The following is a 25,107-nucleotide window of genomic DNA, read 5'->3' on the forward strand; positions in this document are numbered from 1 at the left end:
GCCAGAGCTTAATCCCGATGATTTAAGCGAGTGTCGCACGCTAGGTGAAATTGTCACTTATCTAAATAGCCAAAGTGATAATAGCCAAAGCCTAAACAGCCACACTTTAAATAGCCAAAGCATTCAAACGGCTGACATTCAAACTTGCATGCTGAGCGTAGTGAGCGAGAAAACCGGTTACCCCGCAGAGATGCTCACCCTTGAAATGGACATGGAAGCAGACTTAGGCATCGACTCCATTAAACGGGTGGAAATTCTCGCCTCTGTGCAAGACCAGCAGCCCGAACTGCCAGAGCTCAATCCCGATGATTTAAGCGAATGCCGCACTTTAGGCGAAATTGTCACTTATTTAAATCGCAGTTTTCACAACAATGCTCAAAAGAGTGCTCAAAGCAGCATTGAAAATAATGCGCAAAATAGTACTCCAAGCCTGGCTCAAAACAGCAATAATGAAATTGATGCAATAAAAGCATCCTCAATAGGAGCAACTTTTTCTGCGAACACACAGCTCCCTCCTCATAATGAAGTAACGCTAAAAAAGCAACCAGCGGCAGCTAAACCTTCGACATCGGATCATACTGCCGCATACGGTAACAATCCGTGTATTGTCATCATTGATGACGGTCATAATGCGGGCGTGCTCGCCGAAAAAGTGAAAAAAGAAGGATTAAATGCCGCAGTCATCACCTTGCCATCAGGTTACTCTCAATCGCCTTTAAATGCTGCAGTAACCCATTTCCAAATACAAGCATTTGATGAAGCCAGTATCAAAAGCGTCATAAAACAGATGTTAAATAACGTAGGCACGATTGCAGGCTATATCCACCTACACCCAAGTGCCCCCTCAAGTAAAGACTCAAATAAAGGCAATGCAGAGCAAGCATTGGATTTAAATGATGCAAGCTTACAGCATATTCAACATGCGCTTTTATGGGCTAAATTACTGCAGCCTCACCTCGCTATTGAAGAAAGTCATGTGGAAAAAAACAGTCGAAATGAATACAGCCATCGCCGAAGCTTCATCACTGTCAGTCGTATCGATGGCGGATTTGGCTACTTAAGTCCAACACACATACAAAGCGCCGAATTAAATCAAGGTGCATTAGCGGGTCTGACTAAAACCTTAAGTCATGAATGGCCTTTAACTGATTGTAAATCAATGGATATTTGTCCAGACTTAGACGCCAGTGCCTTAAGTACCGCCATCATTAACGAAATGTTTAATCCAAATAAAGACGAAATTGAAATAGGGATCAATGCACAAGGACGATATCAACTTGTGCCAACCCAAGCCTTGGAAGACTCAAGCCAAGAAGCAGAGACTCACTTAAAGCAAGCTAGTAGCCATCAAAAAGTGGATCATACCGATAAAATTTTAGTCACAGGGGGGGCAAAAGGTGTCACTTTGGAATGTGCATTAACCTTGGCAAAGTCAACTCAAGCTCACTTTATTCTTGCAGGTCGCAGTGAACACTTAAGCCTTGAACAACGTCCTGAATGGGCAAAAAACAAAACCGCAAATGAGCTAAAAGCGGCAGCGGTTAACCATGAGATGTCACAAAATCGCACTCCCACACCTAAACATATTGAGCAGTTAATTTGGCCCATTCAAAGCAGCTTAATGATCGATGAAGCATTGGCAGCCTTTGAGAAAGTGGGTGCCAGTGCCGAATACTTAGCAATGGATATTAGCGATAAAGCATCGGTGAGATCCCACTTAGAAAACATGATCGCACTCACCGATATTACAGGCCTTATTCACGGCGCGGGAGTTCTCGCTGACAAGCACATCCAACATAAAACCCTCGATGAATTTAACCGTGTTTATAACACTAAAGTCACTGGATTACATTCACTGTTAGAGGTACTCGATGTAAGCAAACTTAAATTAGTTGCACTATTTTCATCTGCCGCTGGGTTTTATGGTAATGCCGGACAAAGCGATTATGCAATGGCCAATGAAATTTTAAATAAAGCCGCATTGCAATTGCATCAATCTCATCCGCATATGAAAGTCATGAGCTTTAATTGGGGCCCATGGGACGGCGGTATGGTCAACCCAGCCCTGAAGAAAATGTTTACCGAGCGTGGCGTTTACGTCATACCCATTGATGCGGGTACTCAGCTTTTTAATGACGTATTACTCAGTGACAACGTGACTCGTCCCCATGCCGTGCAGTTGCTTGTGGGCAGTTCAATGCAAGGAACCACTCACGAAGAAAATGAGACATCAATAAAAGTTGAGAGTACTGCTGCAAAAAAGCCTAGTGCGAGTGATGTGAGCCTATCGCAACACTCGCCTGCCTCTATGGCTTCAACTATAGCTTCAAGTATGGCTTCAAATAGGTTTAATACTGCTTCCATTTTTAATGGCAATGAAAAGCTGACTTTCACGCAAATATTGAACCTTGCTGACATCTCTTTTATTGAAGATCATTGTATTGCGGGCAAACCTGTTTTGCCCACAGTGTGTGCCATTCAATGGATGAAACAAGTCACTCTTAGCTTACTCAATCAAGATGCTGAAAGCATAAGGCTCGAAACAAATGTGCACATTGTGGTTAAAGATTATAAATTACTCAAAGGGGTTATTTTTGATGAGGGCAGCAAAACGCTGGAACTCACTTTAACTCCGAACAAGTCAGCAACGAGCGCCCATAATGAACTGATGGCCATCATCCATTGTGATGGACTCCCTCAATATAGTGCACGTTTAAAAATACAAGCGTTATCGCCTTACCATGAAAACGACAGAGCGCCCAATGGAGCCATAAATACACTTGACTCTGATCTTAGCCAATTTACCTCTATAACGGGTAATCGCTTATATCACAATGCCAGTTTGTTTCATGGACCTCGTTTTCAAGGCATTAAGCAAGTCACCTATTTTGATGATAATACCTTAATCGCACAATGTATTTTACCTAGTGTGTTAAATGAAGAATGCGGTGTCTTTACGCCCAGTGTGCACCGAGGAGAGAGCCAGCCATTTGCAGAAGACTGCTTGCTACAAGCCATGCTTGTCTGGGCAAGGCTAAAATATGATGCTGCCAGCCTCCCCTCCAGTATTGGCGAATTTATCACTTACTCACCATTAATGGCTAACGAAGTTGGCTCAATCCACCTTGAGGTCATTAAGAGTACTCAACGAACATTATTGGCCAATGTCGTGCTTTATCATCAAAATGGGCAAGTCAGTGCCATAATGCAATCAGCAAGAATTACCATAAGCAAAAATTTGAATGCCGCATTTAATGCCCATCCAAACACTGCACTGACAAACTTAAATCATGAGCCAAGCCATAATGTTAGCGTATAACCCGCTTAATATGGCGAACGTTCAGGCACAAACGAATATGAGTGACATGCCACTGCGCATTGCGCTCTTCGTTGTCCCGAATCTCCCCACTCTCAAACAAGCATTAGCTAAGATAAGCCTGTCCTATCTTAGCTTGCTTGAGGCTAAATTCACCATCACAGATCTTCCCCTCACAAGCTTTGAGGGGGATTTACAATTAGCCATAGAAAGGTTGAAAAATAATGAGTTAAGTGATGATATTACTCATCAATCTAAAAAAAATGTCTGTGTACAGATCCGCAATACCACGCACCGCTTACTGATGATCCCAGCACTTCAGGCTGCAAAATTAAAATGGTCATCCCACGCCATATTATCCAGTGCGCAGTTTGCGTCATCAGCACAAGCGCCACAAGAGATGCAAACACTCGCAATATTACAACATAACGCTCTATTACAAGCCAAAGTGATGCATCGCCAAACGGAGATAAAACACCACACTATTTATACGCATAATGCAGAAAATAAATTTGCCAAGCTCATTGAGCTTATCAATCAAATGATGAGCCGCACTTACAAGAATAACAATCATGAGTCCTTTTGGTTTTCAGCGCCATTTAAAGGCCGCGTCACCACCCTTAACTTTCTGCCCTCTAAGAAACAGTCCAGCTCAAAAATATTTGAGCATACCTTAGACAGTGAACGAACAACCAATGAGTCAATGTCGAGCATAGTGTTATTCCAAGGCAGCGATTTAGTTAATGCCAAACCTTTGCTACACAGTAGCAGACTGTTTTTTATTGTTACAGGGAACAATCTTGCTCAACTAAGGCAAACATTGGTTCAGCTTGAAACAAACATTCGCAGTAACAGCGATGATATTACACTGATGATGCAGCAAAACTTGATAGACTTTACCCAAAGACAACAAGCAGCTCATAGCATTAAAAAAGCCATCATCGCGCCAAAAGAATTAACATTGACCTTAGTGATCCAAGCCACCTCCTTGTTTGAGTTAGTCCAAGAAATAACAAGCATGCTATCAAGGTTGGCCAATCAATTAGACAGCCAAAAGCCCTATCATACCCCTGCTGGCAGTGTATTTTTTCCGGCGCCTCAAGGAGAGCAAGGACTGACTTTTGTCTATCCTGGTGTGGGCACCGTTTATCCCAACATGTTCAATGAACTCTATGCCTATTTTCCTCAACTTTTTGCACAACTTGAACAAGAAGGGCATTTAAGTGCTATGTTACAAGCGGATAAAATTTATTCCGCCTATCAGAGCAATCAAATCGATGCCACTAGCGATAAAAAAGAGGTCACTAGCAATAAAAAAAAGGTTCCCACAAAAACACTTAATCTCAATGACATGTCGTTAGCTGAGTTGGCGATTGCTGGAGTGGGAACAAGCTATTTATTCACTCAGTTACTCACCCGCACATTTAAGCTAACGCCTCGCTTTGCACTCGGTTACTCAATGGGTGAAGCCGCGATGTGGGCCAGTTTAGGCGTCTGGAAAACGCCTCATCAATTAATCGATAAAACCTTAAATGATCCCCTCTTTACCTCTATGGTTTCAGGGACATTAAACACTGTAAAACAAGCATGGCAACAAACAGAGCCCATTCATTGGAATAGTTTTCTAGTGAGAGCCAGTGTTGATGAAATTAACACTCTCTTACCTCAATATCCTCGTGTTTACTTAGCCATTATTCAAGGAGATACTTGTATCATTTCAGGATGTGAAACCCAATGTACAGCCTTATTAAACGCATTAAATAAGCGAGGCATTGCCACCAATCGCGTTACGGCTATGCATACTCCCCCCGCCATGAATGTCCATAGCGATGTTGTCCATTTTTACCACCAAGACATCAAACAGGAAAATGATGCCTTGAGGATAAAAACACAATTTATTGCCGCCGCCCAGCCACAGGCCTTTAGCTTTCAACAAAGCGACAATACCCTCGCCATTACTGCTAACAAGATTGCACACTCTTTAGCAGATAACTTTTGTCAGCCCTTAAACTTTCCAGCTTTGATTCAAAAAGCACAAAAAAAAGGGGCTAAGCTCTTTGTTGAAATCGGCGCAGATAGGCAAAACACCACGCTAATCAATAAAATATTCAGCCAAAATATTGATGGACAGCAACAAGATCATGCCATGGCTATCAACACCAAAGGCGGTGATAGCATTAGCGATTTACTCAAAGTATTAGCGCAACTTATCAGCCAAAACGTGCCACTGTCCTTGACCCCTTTATTAATGAGTTTTGAGCCAAATAACCACCCGATTTTTCCGCCGATGACGCACACCATATTTGACAAAGGAGAAGTCAATGTCTTCTCGTAAGCCTCCAATAAAAAACAAAAATTCTATTGCTATAGTGGGATTAGCCGCACTCTACCCCGATGCAAACTCTCCGCAAACGTTTTGGCAAAACCTAAAGCAAAAAAAAGATGCCAGAAGTCCGTTAACCGCTAAAAAACTAAACGCTGAAATCAGTGATTATCAAGGTCAACAGGGGCAGTCCGATCGCTTCTATTGTGATAAAGGCGGCTATATTCAGGATTTCCATTTTGATCCTTCAGGTTACCATGTTGCGGCCAAAGAATTAGTTCATCTCGATGATAGTTTAAAGTGGGCCTTACACACTTGTTCAAATGCGTTAAAGGATGCCAATATCGCCTTAAATGAAAGCGTATTAGCAAGAACGGGGATCATCATGGGCACCTTGTCTTTCCCGACTCAAAAGTCCAATCATCAATTTTTGCCCCTATATCACAGCGTGGTCGAAAAAGCGTTACAAGCAACCCTATTCACCGACCAAAGCCAAGCCGTTGACTTCACCTTGACGCCTTTTTCCTTAAGCGAAGATCCCGTCAATCAACCACAGATAAATAAGGCTCAGCAACCGACTCACCTCAAAGGACAAGATGGCAATATTGCCCACAATGCCTCTAACATTATTAGTGAGGCTCTGTCACTCAAAGGCCCACAATTAAGCCTAGATGCAGCCTGTGCTAGCTCAGTGTATTCCTTAAAACTGGCGTGTGATTATTTACATACCCACAAGGCTGATATGATGTTGGCGGGTGCCGTTTCTGGCACGGACCCTTTCTTTATCAATATGGGCTTTTCGATTTTTCATGCTTATCCTGAGCATGGAGCGCCAAAAAATGAAATTTCAGCGCCTTTCGATACCAAAAGCCAAGGCTTGTTTGCCGGAGAAGGCGCAGGTGTCTTAGTTCTTAAAAGACTCGATGATGCGATCAGAGATGAGGATCACATCTACGCACTCATCGACAGCATAGGCTTATCCAATGATGGTAAAGGAAAATTTGTTCTAAGCCCTAACAGCAAAGGACAAGTCAATGCCTTTGAGCGTGCCTACAGCGCCAGCAGTATTAGCCCTTCACAAGTTGAAGTCATTGAGTGCCACGCCACAGGGACCCCCTTAGGTGACAAAGTGGAACTGACCTCCATGGAAGACTTTTTCATCGACAAACTCGATGGCAGCGCCGCGCCGCTTATTGGCTCTGCAAAATCCAACTTAGGTCACTTATTAACCGCAGCGGGAATGCCTGGGATCATGAAAATGATCTTCGCGATGAAAACAGGAAACTTGCCGCCCAGTATTAATATTGAATCAACCATTCAATCACCAAAAGGCTTATTTGGTCAGCACAATATCCCCACTCAAGTAACCCCATGGCCGAGTAAGCAAGTCCCTGCCATGCATCAACGTCATGCAGGCGTGTCTGTTTTTGGTTTTGGTGGCTGCAACGCTCATCTGATCTTAAACAGTTATAAAGAAACGAATGACGTTTTAAAAAACCATCAGTCAACAGACAAGCAGCAAACCACCAGCACAGCATCCACTTATCAAGCATTAGCCATTACAGGAATAGCGGCGCATTTTGGGCCACTAAACGACATTCATAGATTCAATCAAGCCATTGAACAAGATCAACATGCTTTTATTACGTTACCCGAACAACGCTGGAAAGGTATCGATAAACATCCAGATATTTTACAGCAATTTGGCTTATCATCAGCGCCTAAAGGGGCCTATATTGGTCAGTTTGATCTGGATTTTTTGCGCTTTAAACTGCCACCAAATGACGATGACAGGCTGATCCCTCAACAATTACTCTTAATGAAAGTCGCCGATGAAGCCATCATTGATGCCAACTTAACAGCGGGACAAAATGTCGCTGTGCTGGTGGCCATGGAGACCGAACTTGAACTGCACCAATTTCGCGGTCGCGTTAATTTACACAGTCAACTTGCTCAAAGTCTTGAAGCCCATGGAATAACGTTAACAAAAGATGAATACCAAACATTAGAATCCATCACGATGGACAGTGTACTTGATGCGGCAAAACTCAATCAGTACACGAGTTTTATTGGTAATATCATGGCGTCACGCATTGCTGCACTTTGGGATTTTAACGGCCCAGCGTTTACTATTTCAGCGGCAGAACAATCGGTTAATCGCTGTATTGATGTGGCTCAAAACCTCATGGCGGTGGATCACATTGACTGTCCACTCAAGCACGATCCCCTGCAAGCTGTCGTCATCGCTGCGGTAGACTTATCTGGTAGCATTGAGCAAGTCATGATCAAAAGCCGCGTACAAAAAGTGGCACAAAATCCCAATGGCGCCCCCTCAATATCCAATAAAGAATGGGCTATCGGAGAAGGGGCTGGGGCCATAGTGCTTAGGCCGCAAAACGCCATGTCAAATAACCTTGACAGTTATGGCTCCATTGACAACATCAGCTTTAATGTTCAACCAAACACACGCTCATTACGCAACATCGATTTATTAGAAACCAATATCGCCCCCAGCTTAAACCCCACAGCGCTTATCGAGGCAGCTCATCAACTGGGTACATGCTACCCACAGGCTGAACAAACTCAGGCGAGTCATCGAATGGGTCACAGCTTTGCAGCATCAGGCATGGGGAGTTTACTCCACGCGCTGTTAACGCTAAATAAACACAATAGGTTAATTAAGGGGCCGTTGAGGGAAAAAACCGCACTCATTGCAACCTTTATGGATAAGCAAAGCTCACAAATACTGTTAAAGCAAAATGAAGCACAGCAAACAGCATTAATGCAAAAGCTAACGCACCACAAAAAAACAACAACTTCAACATCAAGGCTCTCTCCTTCAAACAAGCCCACAATGCAAGTCATTAAACAGGTGATTTTAGGCGGTCGAGACATCTACCAACATATTGCCACTGTACCACCGTCTCTTAAAGAAAGTATTAAAAACAGTATTAATAATAGAACCCAAAAGAATATTCAGCCTAGAGTCACTGATGCCATAACCCATGTTACGCAGTCAACGACCACCACATCGATACTCGACAATTCGCAGCCAAACACCATGAAAAAAACCTCAACACCCGCTCCGCCGAACCCTATTCAACAACAGCAAGAAAAGCGAGGATCGCATTTAACCCAACTGCAAGCCAATCAAACACTGACTCAACAAGCCCACAGTGCCTTTTTAGAAAGTCGCAGCGCAGGACTGAAAGTGGCTGACGCTTTATTAAGATCCCAATTAACTGCACAATCAAAAGCAGTACAATCAAACACGGCACAAGCCAATATTCAACATACTAAGCCTTCAACAACTGTTCCTCCAACAGCTGTGCCCCCAACAACTGCAACTGCCCTCTCAAACGCTGACATGGCCAATGTTGAGATAGCAAGCACTGACAGAGTGAACACTGAAACAGTGAACTATGTGCCGCCAGTGCCCGAGCCCAAACCTTGTATTTGGGACTACCATGACTTAGTGGAGTATGCAGAAGGTGACATTGCTAACGTCTTTGGGCCTGAGTACGCCGTAATCGATCAATATTCACGTCGAGTCCGCCTTCCCACAACGGATTATTTATTGGTCTCTCGCGTCACTAAAATTGATGCCAAAATCAATCAATATCGTCCATCGACCATGACCACTGAATACGATATTCCAAAGAATGCGCCCTATTTAGTCGACGGACAGATCCCATGGGCCGTTGCGGTAGAATCGGGCCAATGTGATTTGATGTTAATCAGCTATTTAGGGATTGATTTTGAAAATAAAGGTGAACGTGTCTACCGTTTACTCGACTGTACACTGACCTTTTTAGGGGACTTACCTCGCGGAGGTGACACTTTAAGGTACGACATCAGCATTAATCACTTTGCTCGCAATGGTGAAACTTTATTATTCTTTTTCTCTTATCGCTGTTATGTCAATGACACACTTATTTTAAAAATGGATAACGGTTGTGCCGGCTTTTTTACCGATGCAGAGCTCAGTGAGGGTAAAGGAGTGATCCGCACCGATGCGGAATTAAAAGCCAGACTAAACGCATTCAATGGCCCCAAGCAGCATTTTCTCCCTTTACTGGATTGCCCACAAACTCAATTTGACCATCAAGCCATTCGTCACTTATTATCCGCCAATTTAGAAGGCTGTTTTGGGCATCATTACGCTCAAGAAAAGCAACAGAAATCATTATGCTTTGCGTCCGAGAAATTCTTAATGATCGAAACCGTTAGCCATGTTGATCATAAAGGGGGCGCTTGGGGATTAGGCGTTCTGGAGGGTCAAAAACAATTAGCCCCCGAACATTGGTATTTTCCCTGCCATTTTAAGGACGATCCCGTCATGGCAGGCTCGTTAATGGCTGAAGGCTGTGGTCAATTACTGCAGTTTTATATGTTATATCTTGGCATGCACACACACACTAAAAATGGCCGTTTTCAGCCATTAGAAAATGCCGCTCAGCAAGTGCGTTGCCGAGGCCAAGTCTTACCTCAGACGGCTATATTAACCTATAAAATGGAAGTCACTGAAATAGGTTTGAGCCCGTACCCCTACGCCAAGGCGAATATCGACATTCTGCTCGACGGTAAAGTGGTCGTGGACTTTCAACATTTAGGCGTCATGATAAAAGAAGAAAGTGAGTGCACACTTTACGGTAAAGGCACGCCAGAAGAACACACTTTGGCTGGTAGACTTCCACAAGAGAGTACACCAAAAACCAATCCTAATGCACCTTTGATGCAAAAAATACCCAACATGGATGCCAGTCTTAATAAAGGTGTGCGCCCCTTAATTCATACTCCTGCACCGATAATAAAAGACTACCCTAATCGACAACCCGATACCCTCCCCTTTACGCCATTTCATTTATTTGAATTTGCCACAGGTGACATCGAGCAATGTTTCGGTCCTGATTTTGCTATTTATCGCGGCCTTATTCCGCCACGAACGCCCTGCGGTGACTTACAGCTCACCACACGCGTTATAGACATCAAAGGGACTCGAGGCGAATTGAATAAACCCGCCTCCTGTATTGCCGAATACGAGGTACCTGATGACGCATGGTACTTTAGTCAAAATAACCATCAAGCCAACATGCCCTATGCTATTTTGATGGAAATTGCACTGCAGCCTAACGGATTTATTTCAGGTTATATGGGCACCACTTTAGGTTTTCCAGGAGAAGAACTCTTTTTTAGAAATTTAGATGGAAAAGGCCAACTGCTAAGAGAGGTCGATTTAAGAGACAAAACCATCGTTAATGATTCTCGGTTACTTTCAACGGTTATCGCCGGCAGTAATATCATTCAAAGTTTTACTTTTGAACTCAGTTGCGACAATCAAGCCTTTTATGTGGGCGAAGCGGTCTTTGGCTACTTTAAAGCCTCGGCGCTCAAAGATCAGCTTGGACTGGATAAAGGGCAAACCACTCAACCTTGGCATATTGTCAATGAGGTAAAGGCCGATCACCACATTGATTTACAGGGCGCAGCTGTAAAGCCTAACCCCTATTTTATTGCGCCTAAAAATCAGCCTCACTATAAACTCGCTGGTGGACAACTTAATTTTATCGACAAAGTCGACATCGTTGAAAAGGGAGGGAGCCATGGCTTAGGCTACTTATTTGCCCAGCGCACCATCAATCCCAGTGATTGGTTTTTCCAATTTCATTTTCATCAAGATCCCGTTATGCCCGGCTCATTAGGGGTACAAGCGATTATCGAACTGATGCAAACCTATGCGATTAATCAAGGCTTAGGCAAAACCTTTACCAATCCAAAATTTGAACAAATACTCTCCAAGATTCAATGGAAGTATCGCGGACAAATTAATCCATTGAATAAACAAATGTCTCTTGATGTTCACATTACCGCTATTGAAAAAACAGCAAGCCAAATTACCATTATAGGCAATGCCAATCTCAGTAAAGATGGACTGCGCATTTATGAAGTCACCGACATTGCTATTGGAGTCGTTGAAGCCTAATGCAAACAGTAATGAACCAGAATCACAACAGTAAAATCACAGTAAACAGGGTGAAAACTAAATGAACTCAACCATAAAAAATGAATCGTTAAGCCCTTGGCCATGGCAAGTGAATATGTCAACACTCGCCTTTGATCTCAATAGCCTAAGCAGTCAACTTAAGGACTTTAGTCAGTGCTGTTATCTGGTTGATCACAATGATAAAGGACTCGGGATCAGTCAAGAGGCGACCCTTATCGACCCAAGCTTACTTGAGACGACACAAGACACATCCTCAGTCAACCAAGCGAATACAGCGCAGCCTCATAACCAAAATGTGCTTCCTGTTAGCGCCTTTGCTCCAGCATTAGGTACGCAGAGTTTAGGCGATAGCCATTTCAGGCGCGTTCATGGCGTGAAATATGCTTACTATGCCGGTGCAATGGCCAATGGGATCTCCTCTGAAGAATTAGTCATCGCACTCGGAAAAGCGGGCATTTTATGCTCCTTTGGCGCAGCAGGGCTTATTCCCTCAAGAGTCGAAGCCGCGATCAATCGCATCCAAGCAGCGCTGCCTCAAGGTCCTTACGCCTTTAATCTCATTCACAGCCCCAGTGAACCCGCCTTAGAGCGTGGTTCAGTCGAGCTTTTTTTAAAGCATAAAGTCCGCACCGTTGAAGCGTCGGCCTTTTTAGGTTTAACGCCTCATATTGTTTACTATCGCGCAGCGGGCTTAAGTCGCGATAACCATGGACAAATTCATATTGCCAATAAAGTCATCGCCAAGGTGAGCCGCACTGAAGTGGCCACTCACTTTATGCGGCCAGCCCCCATCAAAATATTGCAAAAACTCAAGGACGAGGGACTGATCAGCAGCGAACAAATGCAACTCGCTCAACAAGTGCCCATGGCCGATGACATCACAGCAGAAGCAGATTCTGGTGGTCACACGGATAATCGTCCCTTAGTGACCTTATTACCCACATTATTAGCCTTAAAAGATAGCATTCAACAAGAGTATCAATACTCAACACCATTACGTGTCGGAGCGGGCGGTGGCATTGGCACACCTGATGCGGCGCTGGCCGCCTTTAATATGGGCGCGGCTTATATCGTCACAGGTTCGGTGAACCAAGCATGCGTTGAAGCCGGCGCCAGTGAGCATACGCGAAAACTACTTTCAACCACCGAAATGGCCGATGTAACCATGGCCCCCGCGGCCGACATGTTTGAAATGGGTGTTAAACTGCAAGTGGTTAAGCGTGGCACCTTATTTCCTATGCGCGCCAATAAACTTTATGACATTTACACCCGTTTCGACTCCATTGATGCCATCCCTGTTGATGAGCGAGAAAAACTCGAACAGCAAGTGTTTCGCGCCAGTTTAGAGACGATTTGGCAAGGTACAGTCGCCCACTTTAATGAGCGGGATCCGAAACAAATTGAGCGTGCGCTTAATCATCCTAAACGTAAAATGGCGTTGATTTTTAGATGGTATTTGGGCCTTTCCAGCCGTTGGTCAAACATAGGTGAAGCGGGACGTGAAATGGATTACCAAATCTGGGCAGGACCAGCACTTGGCGCCTTTAATCAATGGGCTCAAGGCAGCTATTTAGCCGATTATAAGCAACGACACGCTGTGGATATCGCCAAACATATCTTATATGGCGCTGCTTATTTGAATCGAATTAATTTTATTACGTCGCAAGGGATAAAACTCCCAACAGAATTACAACGCTGGCAACCGACGCAGAAAATGGGATGAAATTAAAGATATTGTTTTACTAAACTTCTTTAAGTGTATATTGAGCTAATTAGATTAATTAGCTCAATCGTTTAACGCATAAAATAATCAATCCGTAATTGAATCCCCACCAAAGTGAACACCACTAAGTTCATGTGTTTCTCTTTTCCATGTCGTCAAATCATTAATAGAAAAATCATGTAGAGAATGATGTCCGCAGGCTCTTGCCAATATTTTCATTAACTCAGTTGAAGCATCAAAAAAATTCGCGAGACCTTTAGCAGCAGAATCAACATTAAGCCTTTTTCGTAATTCTGGATCTTGCGTCGCCACTCCAACAGGACACGTATTAGTATTACATGCTCGCATACCAATACAACCAATAGCCTGCATCGCAGCATTGGATACCGCAATCGCATCCGCGCCCAACGCTAACGCTTTAGCAAAGTCTGCTGGAGTGCGAAGCCCTCCGGTAATAATAAGTGTAACATGCTGACTTTTCCGTTTATCTAAATAACGTCTTGCTCTTGCCAATGCTGGAATAGTCGGTACCGAAATATTATCTCTAAAAATAACAGGGGCAGCGCCAGTCCCGCCACCTCGACCATCAAGGATAATATAATCAACACCAATATCCAGAGCAGCATCAATATCCGCTTCTATATGCTGAGCTGATAATTTAAAGCCAATCGGGATCCCTCCCGTCGCTTCTCGAACATCTTGAGCGATTCTCTTATAATCCGTCAATGTATAATGAGGAAAGGTTGCTGGTGATACAGCATCTTGTCCCGGTAAAAGCCCTCTAACTTGCGCAATTTTATCCGTCACTTTATTACCAGGAAGATGCCCACCAGTCCCCGTTTTAGCAGCTTGCCCTCCTTTAAAATGAAATGCTTGACAGCGTTTTACTTTATCCAAAGAAAAACCAAATTGTGCAGAAGCCAATTCGTAAAAATAACGAGAGTTAGCTTCCTGCTCTTCTAATAACATTCCGCCTTCACCACTACAAATACCCGTACCAGCCAACTCCGCCCCCTTTGCAAGGGCTATTTTTGCTTCTTCTGATAAGGCACCAAAGCTCATATCAGAGACAAACATTGGTTTATCTAACACAAGCGGTTTCTTTGCATTTGGCCCAATAACAGTTGTCGTTGTCACAGAGACATCATCAAGCAGTGGTTTTTTTGCTAATTGAGCAGTAACAAATTGAATGTCTTCCCATTTAACAAGATCCTTTATAGGCACCCCCATTGCATCCATTGGGCCATGATCCCCAAACTTTTCCAAACCGTTTTTTGCTAATTGCTGAATAAATTCCACATAAGGTTCAATAGGCTCAGACTTTAATGAGGCTGAATGGGGCGTCATTTGACCCCTTTTTACTTCTGATAAGTTTTTATGGCTACCATCGCAAAATGGTCGGTTAGCCGATTGTTTACAACCACAGGCATAAATAGTTTTATTTTCCTCAAAAGTTATCACTGCCGGTGTCGTTTCCGTCCCTTTATGCGAGCCATCACAAAATGGGCCGTTTTTCGACATACCACACATGCAAAATGCCTTGGTATCCCCTTCTTTAACGACTATCGCAAATGGTGTTGTTTGCCAGACATCCATATCACTCCCCTTGAGTTTGAATTAATTGAATTTGAACATTATCTCTAAAACTGTAGATCCCCATAAGACTTCAAGGTACACGATTTAAAGCCAGTAATACCTATCATCATTAAATAGCTTACAAAAAGAGATTTAAAAAGTGCATTTTTATCAAGTGTCTTTAACTATAGCTTACTCATTCCTTCAACTAACAGGCAGATAATATCCATACTCGATAAAAAATATTATTAATAAATCAATTTGATGTTTATGGTAATAAAGCCATCAAGCAATAGAAACGGACGAGCCACGATATCTACATGAAACCATCAATCATTCCACACGAGGTAAGATCACATTAAGCGTGTATAAATTTCCGGTTAAATATGAAGGTGAAACCTGTGCGATGGGAATAACTTTCGTGATTGAATAGTTAGATTAAACAGCTAAAATTCAAGGCAATTGTGTAACACTCTCCCTTTTAGTTATTCAGTCTAACCTCTCTTTATTGAGCTACCCACCCCTCCAGATAAAATAAAAAAGGCAGGTAGCTTTTTAGAAAAATCAATAATCAAAAAAACGCCTGCGATCTTTACCCGCACTGTTAGAGTTCACTTTATTAGGATGTTTATATTGTTTCCAATCAGCCACACGTTTTCCCTTGTTTAAATGAGGAAAGTTTAAAACTAGAGAGCTAAAGCCTGAAGCCTTGCTCCCTCGAGTGTTTAAACATAATGCAAGATTTCCCACTTTATTGGAGTCCAATAAAATATCACCTGTAGTTTCAAGGGTGGCAGTATTAACAGGCACACCAATAAATTTTAATAATTCGCCTAAACTGCCTTGATGACTGACATTAATCGTCAATAAATCATCTCGATCAGCAAAATATGTCATCACAGCTTTCTTATGTACAAGGTAACAAGATCGTAAATGTTCAATACTTAAGGGATCGCTTGCTATCGATAATGAGAATACCTCATTAAAACTGCGCTTAAGTACTGGATTAAATACGCCCGCTTTAACATCAAGGCCTGCCTTCATTTTCAATAACAATCTTTGAATTGATGGCAGCCATTCATCCAATGTCCTATCCAAATAAATAAATTTCGAACTAGGAAAGAGCTTATCGAGTTGTTGATAATCACTAAAACAAGGTGCATCCGAGATCACATCGGCCAATTGAAATGTCTGCTTAGTATAAGCGGTATGCGCCACTTTTAACCCATAATCTAACAAAGCCACACTAATACTCGTAGTCCCTGTTCTAGGTAAACCTATGATGAAAATTTTATTCATAATGAAAAAACAATCCAGAAAAGCTGACAATAAAGACGAAGAGAGCACGAGTTTAGCATTATCCATAAGTAAATAACCATATAAATAATAAGTACTGAACAACATCTTTTCATCAGTTAAGTCATCATATACTCGATATCAAAATCGTCATTTTTCAAACTCTTTATTGGTAGTGTTCATGATTCTCGTTTTAAATTCAGCATGCTCTTCAAGGTAAAGAACATAGAAACTTTTCCGTTTTCCTCAAGTCTTTATAGCCAAGTAACAAACCACATTACTAAGGTGGCATTTAATCAACATAATTCGGTCCAATAACGTTTTAAAGATCACTCCCATTAAATCATAATAAAATTTTCAAAAGTTAATTTAACAAACCGATTATCTATAAGTTAATTACCGTAGGACATTTATAGCAAAAAACGATTACTCTATACCTATCGCTATTTCTACTTCAGTCTCACTTTTATAACACTCAAAATCTGTCTTATAAAGGCGAACATGCTCACAATCATAAGCATTAAAATAACGCCACACTTCTCCCCATAACTGAATAATTGTTTGAGGCATTTTACCCTTCGCCGAAAATATTAAATATTTACCCGCTTCAATATTGACACTTTGATGAGAATACTCAGTCAAATTTAACACTGTTTGCAATGTTTCCAAACTCAGTCCATCTGCACTCACCACAAGATCAAACTCTCCACTCACATCTGACTCATACGCAGTATAAGCCCCATATAACTTAGTGCTAGTTGATATTAATGAACCACAAATGCGATGAAATTCATCCCATAAAGGTGCAACCTTGGCTGTTGCAGGTGTCAACTCCAGGAGATTTTTTGTCCTGACTTTCATTCCAACAAGATTAAAAGCATCAATATTCTCAATTCTCATAATCTGACCTTATTTTCTATCAGGTTGATCTATACAAACTATCTTACGTAATTGTAGATGAAAGATAAAATATGTTGCAATAACAAAACAAGTCCTGCTCAATACAAAAGAGCACCTATCAATCGGTACTCTTTATGTTTAATTCAATAATCAAGTAGTTCAACAATGTTGTTGAAGTACTTGATGAAGCTGCTGGCGAATAGTTGGCAAGTCATTTTGAGTAATATTCAATGCCGTTTGCGCTTTGTAACGTTGAATGTATTTATTGACGAAACCAGTTAAGCCTCTATTTTTATAATCAAACTCTAACTGCAATTGCAAGTGTTCACTATTTTGATGCATCACAAATTCTAACTCATCAAATTGCTCGCTGAAATAACCACTCTGTGCTTTACACTCAAACTCTTGAATAAATGGCATAGGAGATAAAGGCGATGAGCATGCTTCACAATCGGCTTTTTTCATCACAAAGCCCAAATGATTTAATGCGCTAAAGACTGTATTCTGTATCGCGCTAGGCGTTATCGTTAACAAGGTAGACTGAGATTTTTCTAATGAATGCTCTACATTAATATGAGGACTTATCCATATTTTATTTCGACCAAAACTTAATGGTGTGGATAAAGGTAACGGAAATGAAAAAGGAATATACTTGACTTGTTGAGCTTCTATCAAAAGCTCCGTATTCAATAAAAAACGGGAAAGTTTATGATGCTTTTCGGTCTCACGTAAACACACTTGTTGTCCACAATCATACTCCTCCTCAGCGATATAATTGCTCCATATTATTAGCTCTATTTTATTCACTTCATGTGAAAAATGACGACCAATGACTTTAACCACGCCTGATACATTTTCTCCAGGCTGCAAGGTCTCATTTTCAATAATAACTTCAACTCTTGCCGCTCCAATCCCCAGCTTGACAAGCGCTTTTGTAATGAATGACATAGGACTCCTTTCTGTTTGCCATTTAAATGGATAAAGAAGAATATCATGGCACTTTTATTTTTACCATTCAATAAATTAGAACATTTATTAATAAAGTATAACCCCAGTTAGTAACCGTATTTCTGCTAGTATTAAATGATATAATAAATAGAAGTAATAGACATTGAGGAAAATCATGGATACCACACCAGCGATACTCACTCACCTATTCGATCAACTGGGCCTGATGAGCAGCGATAAAGAGATAGAGCGCTTTATCGAATCCCACAAACTCGATGATAATATTCATTTATATCAAGCTGAGTTTTGGACTTTAAGCCAAAAGAACTTTTTACAAGAAGCACTAGAAGAAGATGCTCAATGGTCTGGAGCTACCGATTGCTTGGACACTTTGTTACGTAAAAAAAACACTTAAAACAATAGCTGTCATCTTCAAGACACCTGTTTTAAAAATGCGTCAAAGTGCGTCATTCAATGCACTCTTTTTTTTAAAAAAGGGCAGAAATGTTTATTGCCTTCAAGCATTAGACAGACAACATAACAATTGATATTTTCTCACACACCTAAAAAGCTTTTTATTTCAATTGAATACCACATCTTAATATTTCATCGATATTATTGTGCCAATAACTTCAACTTATATTCGATCTTCTGAGGTAATAAGGGAGTATTATCGTTATGAATATACTCCCCATAACCTGAACGATAAAAGACGGATAGCGGATGAGCTGACTGGCCTCCAGGTATCGTTAAAATAGCCTGCTCTTCCAATCCAGGCTGGACAATAAAACGCTCAGATGCACCGAAGTGTGGCTTTTGAATAGCTGGCATAAAGTTATCACCAAACCCTTTAACACTTGGCATATCTAACAATGGGCTTAATATTGGATATAAACGACTAAAAGGATGCTGAATATGCAGACGGTTTACTTTACCCCATGTTAAATCAGACAGTTGATTATTTTTACTGTATTTTTTGAACAATTCTTGCTTTAAACTTTTATATACCAATATGCTCAATTGGTGCCAAGTTTGGCCTTTTGCTAACCAAGATTGGGGTTTAGCGGCTAATAACTGCCATACACTGGGTTCTAAATACCGCTGGATCACACTCAAATTTTGTCCATAAGGGATAAGTGTGTTTTCAATCGGGGAAAAAACCTGTCTTAACAGCGCACCTCTAAAACGGCTGACTAATGTATAGCCAATCGAGTCTTCACAAGCGCAAGCTTGCCAATCTTTGATAAGCTTAATATCCTCTTTAAACTCTGCTTGATGTTCATTGAGTACATCGAGTAAAAATGTTTGCCATGGCATGAGAAAATGGGCCTGATTATCACGTTGCATTTGATAAAAGTCATCTTCATCAAATAACTCAGATGAGATGAGTCGATCGTAAATTTGCACATTGCGCGCACCTAACGCATAACCACCGTCACCTAAACGCTGATTATCGACAACTGATACGGCTCTGGCATTCGCTGTCCATAATCGCCCTAGAGTAGGGTTGATCCGTTGTGGTAAATTCACATCATCTTGTTGCCATAAATCAAATTGATAATCTATTGCGGGCAAAGCTGTATTTTGCGGATTAGTTCGAGAAGGAAATGCACCCGTAGGTTGCCACGCCATTCCGCCCTTATCATCCACAACCAATAGATTTTGAATTGGGATCCCAATATTGGGAGCGAGTACCATAGCCTCTTCAACATTAAGCATTTTCTCTAAATCTAACACTTTAAAATTAATGGCATAGTCTTGATGAGCAACCCAAGACAAAGCATACTTGTTAACAGGATATGAATTCGCTATCCCTTCTTGCGCACCATTTTGATTAAGTAGTATTTCAGTAGATGTAACGGGACCAAATTGAGACATCTCAAATTGGTAGGCCACATCCTCACCGCCTCGTACTTTGATAAGCTCCGTTTTCAGAGTAACCACCGTATTTTCAGGCAAGGCTATCCAATCTGCGGTATCTAAATAAGCATTAGTCAATCCCCAAGCAATATGACCATTACTTCCCACTATCACCCCAGGAGTGCCAGGCAATGATACGCCTGTCACTTGAACAGTGTGTTGTGTCACCTCATCAGGATAATTTAACTGCACTCGATACCAAATTATCGGCACATTTAAGGACAAGTGCATATCATTGGATAACATCCCTTGACCCGTTTGGGTTAAATGACCACTCACAGCCCAATTATTACTGCCTTTATGAGGTAATTCAGCCATCACTTTAGATGGTGAGGTAAAAGGGAACTGCACATGATGAGACGCTAGAGCTGGAATAGTTGGAGAGTTAAGAGGAATACGACTTAAATCAAGTGCCGCTTGAAATTGGCTAGGTTGAATTAAAAAATCCACCATTTCCTGATTAAAATGCTGCTTAATAAGTGTTAAAACTAAGTCCCTTGTTATCGTTTTCGATTGTAGATCAAGATACATGCTAAAAACAACCAACACACTGTCAGACATTTTCCACGGTTGCGGTGTCGCTCTTAATAATAAATATTCAAAGCTAGGCATTACTTGTTGTTCTAAAGCAGTATTAACACCCTGAGTATAATGAAATAAAATAGCTTTTTCTTCATTCGATAGCCGAGATATAATGGTCTCTGATCTTATTCTAAATTGATGAAATCGATTTTTTTTATCTAGCCCAACACTATGTGCGCCGAATAATTCTGATAGTTCTCCTGCCGCATTTCTTCTCAATAAGTCCATTTGAAAAAAACGATCTTGGCCATGAGAAAACCCCAAAGCATATGAGGCATCTAAACGATTATTTGCATTAATCACTGCAGTGCCTAATCGATCTCTTTCTAACGTCGCATCTTCACTTAATCCCTGTTGAACAGTATGTCCTTCTAATTGAGGTAAACTAAATCGTAGACTGGCATACATTATAACGCCGATAACAAACAGCATAAATAAACATACAAAAGTAATATATTTCAATATCTTCATCCCTGTTCCTTAGGATAAAATTAAAATGAATACATTAGCGTTAACTCATTGATTAAAAAGACCCATTGCACTCGAAGTCATCGCTCTCACACCAGTATGAATAGTCACAGGGTAATCCGGTGCAAATTGGCTAGAATGCAAAGAAGGCAATGCTTCCTCCTTAGTAAGACTATTCGCATATTTGCCTTTATTCACGGATCCTAGCCAAAAAAGAGAAATGGGTCTCTTTTCTTTCGTCTTCCCATAAAGACCAAAGTCTTCTCCGGCCATAACAGCTGGTAATATTAGAACATTATCTGCTCCTAACTCCGCCTCAATACTACGCTTTATTTGAGCCGTTAATGCAGGATCATTATAGGTAGAAGGGATCCGCTCATCTTCGTGTACGATAAGCTCAGGCATTAAATCTTGCGGCACACCCGCACTCATCGCAATCCCATTAACCATACGTTTTAATGCATCAATCTGCTGCAATCTAACTTGCGGGTTATAAGAACGTAACGTTAACGCTAACTGAACTTCATTTGGAATAATATTATGTTTAGTGCCACCTTGTATCGCCCCAACAGTGATCACACTCGGCTCTAAAGGGGAAATTTCTCGGCTACCAATAGTTTGCAAAGCCAAAACCATTCTTGAGGCAAGCACGATAGGATCAATCGTTTCATGAGGATACGCACCATGTCCGCCGACTCCTTTAATGTTAATATCCACTGAATCGACATTGGCTAGCGCATAGCCTGAAGTGATCCCGACTTGACCCGCAGGAAGCTCAGCATTTACATGCAAGGCCAAGATATAATCAGGCAAAGGGAAGTCGCTAAAAATCCCATCTTTTAACATAGCTTTAGCGCCACCACCCACTTCTTCAGCTGGCTGGGCAAGCAGAATAAGTGTTCCTTGCCAATCATGCTTTTTTTTAATCAGTTGCTCAGCGGTTCCCAATAAACTCACCATGTGAATATCATGCCCACAAGCATGCATCACACCCACCTCCTGATTATTCTTATCCAACTGTGTAACTCTTGATGCGTAAGGTTTTTGAGTTTGCTCTGTTATGGGTAATGCATCAAGATCAGTGCGAATAAGTAATGTGGGTCCATCACCATTTTCATAGATGCCGACTACACCATGGCCTCCAATATCTGAGGTCACTTCCACTCCCATTTCAGCCATTGTTTTCGCCATCATTCTCGCTGTCTCCTGCTCTTGATAAGAAAGCTCTGGATACTGATGAAAGTGCAAATATAGTTTCTCTAATTTTGGCATAGCACTATCAACCGACAGGCTCAAAGGAGTTTGCCCTAATTGAGTGGGTTGAGCAGATCGAATAGATTGAGCATTAAGGCTCATAGAAAATACTGCAGTAAAAATACAAATAAAAAGGCCTTTCATAAACACAAGCATTCCGGCATTAAATCAACATGAATTCAACCTATCACACTCAATATGTTTAATAAATCCTCTTTATGTGTACTTTTACAACAAGTATCAGCCATTCCTATACCTCGTCATAGGCAAGTGGAATAGGAAAATGCTGACAAAAACACACTAAATGGGAAGTTAATCTGTCATATAGATCCTGACGAGTATAAGGTAACTCATCAAGGTAAACACGGCTATCAAGCTCAGTGGGCATTAAAAAATTCGCTAATCGAGTAAGATCTTCATCAATACTTTTTTGTATCTCTTCATGATAAATCTGCTGCTCTGCCGCCACACCCGATAAGAAAAAATAACGTAAGAATTCAATTAAACCATCAAAACTATCATTCCAATTAAGATTGCCATTATTTTGTGCCTCCCATGCTAATAATTCAATGGTGCGCATTGCTTCGCCTTGAAGCGAAGCCGCTGGACCCGTACGGGGGACTAAATTTTCCCAAAGCCATAACTCAACATCATGTATACTGCCAGATAAGTTAATTTTTTGAGGCATATTCATAGTATTCTCTGTAAACTGGATTAAAGCATCTGCATATTAACACACTCAAAAAAAGGCTTAACTATACCCAAACCACTTGAAGATGCAGGATTCAGCTGGAATTAAAACGCGTTTAGGCAAGGCATTGAGTTGAGGGCTTAGTTATTCTAAGTTGATATTCAATAACGCAGAATAAAAGTTTTTTAAACCAGCCCGTTGGGAGCCTGTAAAAAGACTAACTTCTACGTTGCATCACCTCAAAAGGCAATAAGCATTCTTTCAATAATGCGCCTTGAATTAAGCCTTTTTACGGGCTCTGAAAACATGCACTTTCAAGTGGTTTGGGTATATAAGAGATAACCTCGTCGGTTTGTTCAAAATGATTTTTATAGGAAACAGAAATCAACTCATCAGCGCGTTTGACTAACATATCTAATTGACTATCAGGCTCTACACCTTGAATCACCCCAAAACTGGCTGTAATAGAAAATTCATGCCCAGAATATTGCGTGTCCAAGGACGTGATAGCTAAACGACAAGCATTTGCCACTTCCCAAGCTTGGGTTTCATTGAGATCAGGCAAAAGGATCATAAACTCCTCTCCTCCCATGCGAACAAAAATATCATCTTGTCGTAATAACGGCTTGATAGATTCAACAATTTTCTTTAATACCCAATCACCCGTTCCATGACCAAAACGATCATTGATAGCCTTAAAGTTATCAATGTCAAAACTGACTAAACTAAATGGCTTTTGTGCTTTTCGAGCCTTTTCATACAATATTTTACCAACATACTCACCCGCACTTCGATTATAAATGCCCGTTAACGGATCGGTTTGCGCTAACATTTGATAGCGTGTTTTTTGCTTCATACTCATCACTATCCAAATCATTAAAAAACTCATCCCCCCCACTAACAATGTCATCCATAAACGCATTTGTGTTTGATTTCGCTCAGCCATTTCTTTGGCCATCAAATACTGCCCTTTTTCACGCTCTAATACATCAAGTTGTCTCTCACTTTCTAATAACTGCAATTTAGCACTTTCAAATACCGTTAACTGGCCCTTAATCGTTTGCAATTGGGCTAATTTCGCCTTTTCATAAACCTGCCGATAAAATAACGCTTGCTTTACTTCACCTAAAAGCTCATGAATATCAGCCAATAATAACGAAGCTTTAATGATCATCAGATCGATTTTTAGCTCTTTTGCCATCTGATAAGACTTCATAGCATGTTGTTTTGCAATAACAAGCTGACCTTCACGCTTGGCAATATCAGCAAGAAAGGCATAAATGAAATCAAGTTCGCTAGTATTATTGTCTTTCAATGCCATTTGATACGCAGTTTCTATGGCCTCACTGGCTAACAGCAAGCGATTATCTAACAAATACACTTCAGTAAGTGAACGTAAATTAATTGACATAGCCCCCTTATCTTTCGCTTGCTCACATTCATAAAAAGCATCACGAAACAATTGAACTAAATGTGTTCGCTTGGTTAAATCATCCTTAAGCTGGTTCATTATTGCATTGGCATGAATGGTTGAAATATAACAACGGCGTATAGGTTTAGTGACTTTATCTAAAGTCGCAAAGAGTTTATCAGTATATTGCGCAGCGGCCTCGTAACGAGTCATACGAGAAAGCATTTCTACCATTAACATATACACATAAGCATCCGTATTGACATCATCGAGTCGCACCAAAAAAGGCACTATTTGATTCAACACTTTAAGGGTATTTTCAACTTTATAGGAATCTGAGTACACACCCGCTAATAGGAGCAATAAATCTACATGCTGTTTAATAAAAACCTCAGAAGGAGGCGTAGTTAGGTAACCTTGCAATAATTCTTCAGCAGCCTGCATATTGCCTTTAATCGCCCAAGATTGTGCTTTTAATTGCACAAGCCGATATTGTAACGACAAAGGTAAATGTGACAGAAAAGGCAGCAATTTATCCGTTTCTGTCGTTACGCGCGCCTGATCAGTTAAACGGATCTCTTCAAGCTCGTTGATTTGAGCCTTAATCGCTGCGACATCCAGCTCTTGATTAAAAGTGTGCTCATTCTCACTTTGCTGTCCATTCGATGCTTGCGTTGACACAACTTCCACAGAAGT

At 41.2% G+C, this 25,107-nt stretch carries 13 protein-coding genes; 5 read left to right on the plus strand and 8 right to left on the minus strand.

The window, feature by feature from the left end:
• The 4 genes from Q0779_RS19685 to Q0779_RS19700 form a co-directional block, all read left to right on the plus strand.
• Positions 1 to 3,319 (plus strand): SDR family NAD(P)-dependent oxidoreductase (locus tag Q0779_RS19685; RefSeq protein ID WP_298775304.1); only part of this gene is annotated, 3,319 nt, incomplete at its 5' end.
• Entirely contained in the window at positions 3,291 to 5,651 is a 2,361-nt protein-coding gene (locus tag Q0779_RS19690) for a PfaB family protein (RefSeq protein ID WP_298775305.1), read from the plus strand. The genes Q0779_RS19685 and Q0779_RS19690, both read left to right, overlap by 29 nt.
• Entirely contained in the window at positions 5,638 to 11,622 is a 5,985-nt protein-coding gene (locus tag Q0779_RS19695) for a beta-ketoacyl synthase N-terminal-like domain-containing protein (RefSeq protein WP_298775307.1), read from the plus strand. The genes Q0779_RS19690 and Q0779_RS19695 overlap by 14 nt, the downstream gene beginning before the upstream one ends.
• A 61-nt stretch (positions 11,623 to 11,683) precedes the next feature.
• Positions 11,684 to 13,366, plus strand: coding sequence for a PfaD family polyunsaturated fatty acid/polyketide biosynthesis protein (locus Q0779_RS19700; protein WP_298775309.1), 1,683 nt, complete (start codon positions 11,684 to 11,686; stop codon positions 13,364 to 13,366).
• Positions 13,367 to 13,453: 87 nt separating this feature from the next.
• On the opposite strand, the gene Q0779_RS19705 is transcribed toward Q0779_RS19700, so the two are convergent.
• The 4 genes from Q0779_RS19705 to Q0779_RS19720 form a co-directional block, all read right to left on the minus strand.
• The gene (locus tag Q0779_RS19705) at positions 13,454 to 14,962 is read right to left on the minus strand and encodes a glutamate synthase-related protein (RefSeq protein ID WP_298775311.1); all 1,509 of its coding nucleotides are present in this window, start codon (positions 14,960 to 14,962) and stop codon (positions 13,454 to 13,456) included.
• 543 nt (positions 14,963 to 15,505) lie between these two features.
• A complete protein-coding gene (locus Q0779_RS19710; RefSeq protein WP_298775312.1) occupies positions 15,506 to 16,240 on the minus strand; it encodes a sulfotransferase in 735 nt (244 codons plus the stop codon).
• A gap of 423 nt (positions 16,241 to 16,663) precedes the next feature.
• Positions 16,664 to 17,137 (minus strand): GyrI-like domain-containing protein, encoded by a 474-nt coding sequence (locus tag Q0779_RS19715; protein WP_298775313.1) that lies wholly within the window; start codon positions 17,135 to 17,137, stop codon positions 16,664 to 16,666.
• Between the two features lie 159 nt (positions 17,138 to 17,296).
• A complete protein-coding gene (locus Q0779_RS19720) occupies positions 17,297 to 18,085 on the minus strand; it encodes a sporulation protein (RefSeq protein ID WP_298775315.1) in 789 nt (262 codons plus the stop codon).
• A 175-nt stretch (positions 18,086 to 18,260) separates the two neighbouring features.
• Between Q0779_RS19720 and Q0779_RS19725 the strand changes: the two genes are divergently transcribed.
• Positions 18,261 to 18,500 (plus strand): DUF2789 domain-containing protein, encoded by a 240-nt coding sequence (locus tag Q0779_RS19725; RefSeq protein ID WP_298775316.1) that lies wholly within the window; start codon positions 18,261 to 18,263, stop codon positions 18,498 to 18,500.
• A 200-nt stretch (positions 18,501 to 18,700) separates the two neighbouring features.
• On the opposite strand, the gene Q0779_RS19730 is transcribed toward Q0779_RS19725, so the two are convergent.
• The 4 genes from Q0779_RS19730 to Q0779_RS19745 all read right to left on the minus strand — a co-directional run bounded on the left by Q0779_RS19730 (position 18,701) and on the right by Q0779_RS19745 (position 25,101).
• Positions 18,701 to 21,058: a penicillin acylase family protein gene (locus Q0779_RS19730; protein WP_298775317.1), complete on the minus strand. Its 2,358-nt coding sequence runs from the start codon at positions 21,056 to 21,058 to the stop codon at positions 18,701 to 18,703.
• Between the two features lie 45 nt (positions 21,059 to 21,103).
• Positions 21,104 to 22,411: a M20 family metallopeptidase gene (locus Q0779_RS19735; RefSeq protein WP_298775351.1), complete on the minus strand. Its 1,308-nt coding sequence runs from the start codon at positions 22,409 to 22,411 to the stop codon at positions 21,104 to 21,106.
• A 148-nt stretch (positions 22,412 to 22,559) separates the two neighbouring features.
• Positions 22,560 to 23,003, minus strand: coding sequence for a hypothetical protein (locus Q0779_RS19740; RefSeq protein ID WP_298775318.1), 444 nt, complete (start codon positions 23,001 to 23,003; stop codon positions 22,560 to 22,562).
• Between the two features lie 286 nt (positions 23,004 to 23,289).
• Positions 23,290 to 25,101 (minus strand): GGDEF domain-containing protein, encoded by a 1,812-nt coding sequence (locus Q0779_RS19745; protein ID WP_298775320.1) that lies wholly within the window; start codon positions 25,099 to 25,101, stop codon positions 23,290 to 23,292.
• Between the last annotated feature and the right edge of the window lie 6 nt (positions 25,102 to 25,107).

This window comes from uncultured Shewanella sp., assembly GCF_947491715.1.
Taxonomy (GTDB): domain Bacteria; phylum Pseudomonadota; class Gammaproteobacteria; order Enterobacterales; family Shewanellaceae; genus Shewanella.

Excerpts from the sequence above, each read along its gene's own strand:
- Q0779_RS19690 (WP_298775305.1), top strand. The coding sequence starts at position 3,291 with ATGAGCCAAGCCATAATGTTAGCGTATAACCCGCTTAATATGGCGAAC.
- Q0779_RS19695 (WP_298775307.1), top strand. The coding sequence starts at position 5,638 with ATGTCTTCTCGTAAGCCTCCAATAAAAAACAAAAATTCTATTGCTATA.
- Q0779_RS19700 (WP_298775309.1), top strand. The coding sequence starts at position 11,684 with ATGAACTCAACCATAAAAAATGAATCGTTAAGCCCTTGGCCATGGCAA.
- Q0779_RS19705 (WP_298775311.1), bottom strand. The coding sequence starts at position 14,962 with ATGGATGTCTGGCAAACAACACCATTTGCGATAGTCGTTAAAGAAGGG.
- Q0779_RS19710 (WP_298775312.1), bottom strand. The coding sequence starts at position 16,240 with ATGAATAAAATTTTCATCATAGGTTTACCTAGAACAGGGACTACGAGT.
- Q0779_RS19715 (WP_298775313.1), bottom strand. The coding sequence starts at position 17,137 with ATGAGAATTGAGAATATTGATGCTTTTAATCTTGTTGGAATGAAAGTC.
- Q0779_RS19720 (WP_298775315.1), bottom strand. The coding sequence starts at position 18,085 with ATGTCATTCATTACAAAAGCGCTTGTCAAGCTGGGGATTGGAGCGGCA.
- Q0779_RS19725 (WP_298775316.1), top strand. The coding sequence starts at position 18,261 with ATGGATACCACACCAGCGATACTCACTCACCTATTCGATCAACTGGGC.
- Q0779_RS19730 (WP_298775317.1), bottom strand. The coding sequence starts at position 21,058 with ATGAAGATATTGAAATATATTACTTTTGTATGTTTATTTATGCTGTTT.
- Q0779_RS19735 (WP_298775351.1), bottom strand. The coding sequence starts at position 22,411 with ATGAGCCTTAATGCTCAATCTATTCGATCTGCTCAACCCACTCAATTA.
- Q0779_RS19740 (WP_298775318.1), bottom strand. The coding sequence starts at position 23,003 with ATGAATATGCCTCAAAAAATTAACTTATCTGGCAGTATACATGATGTT.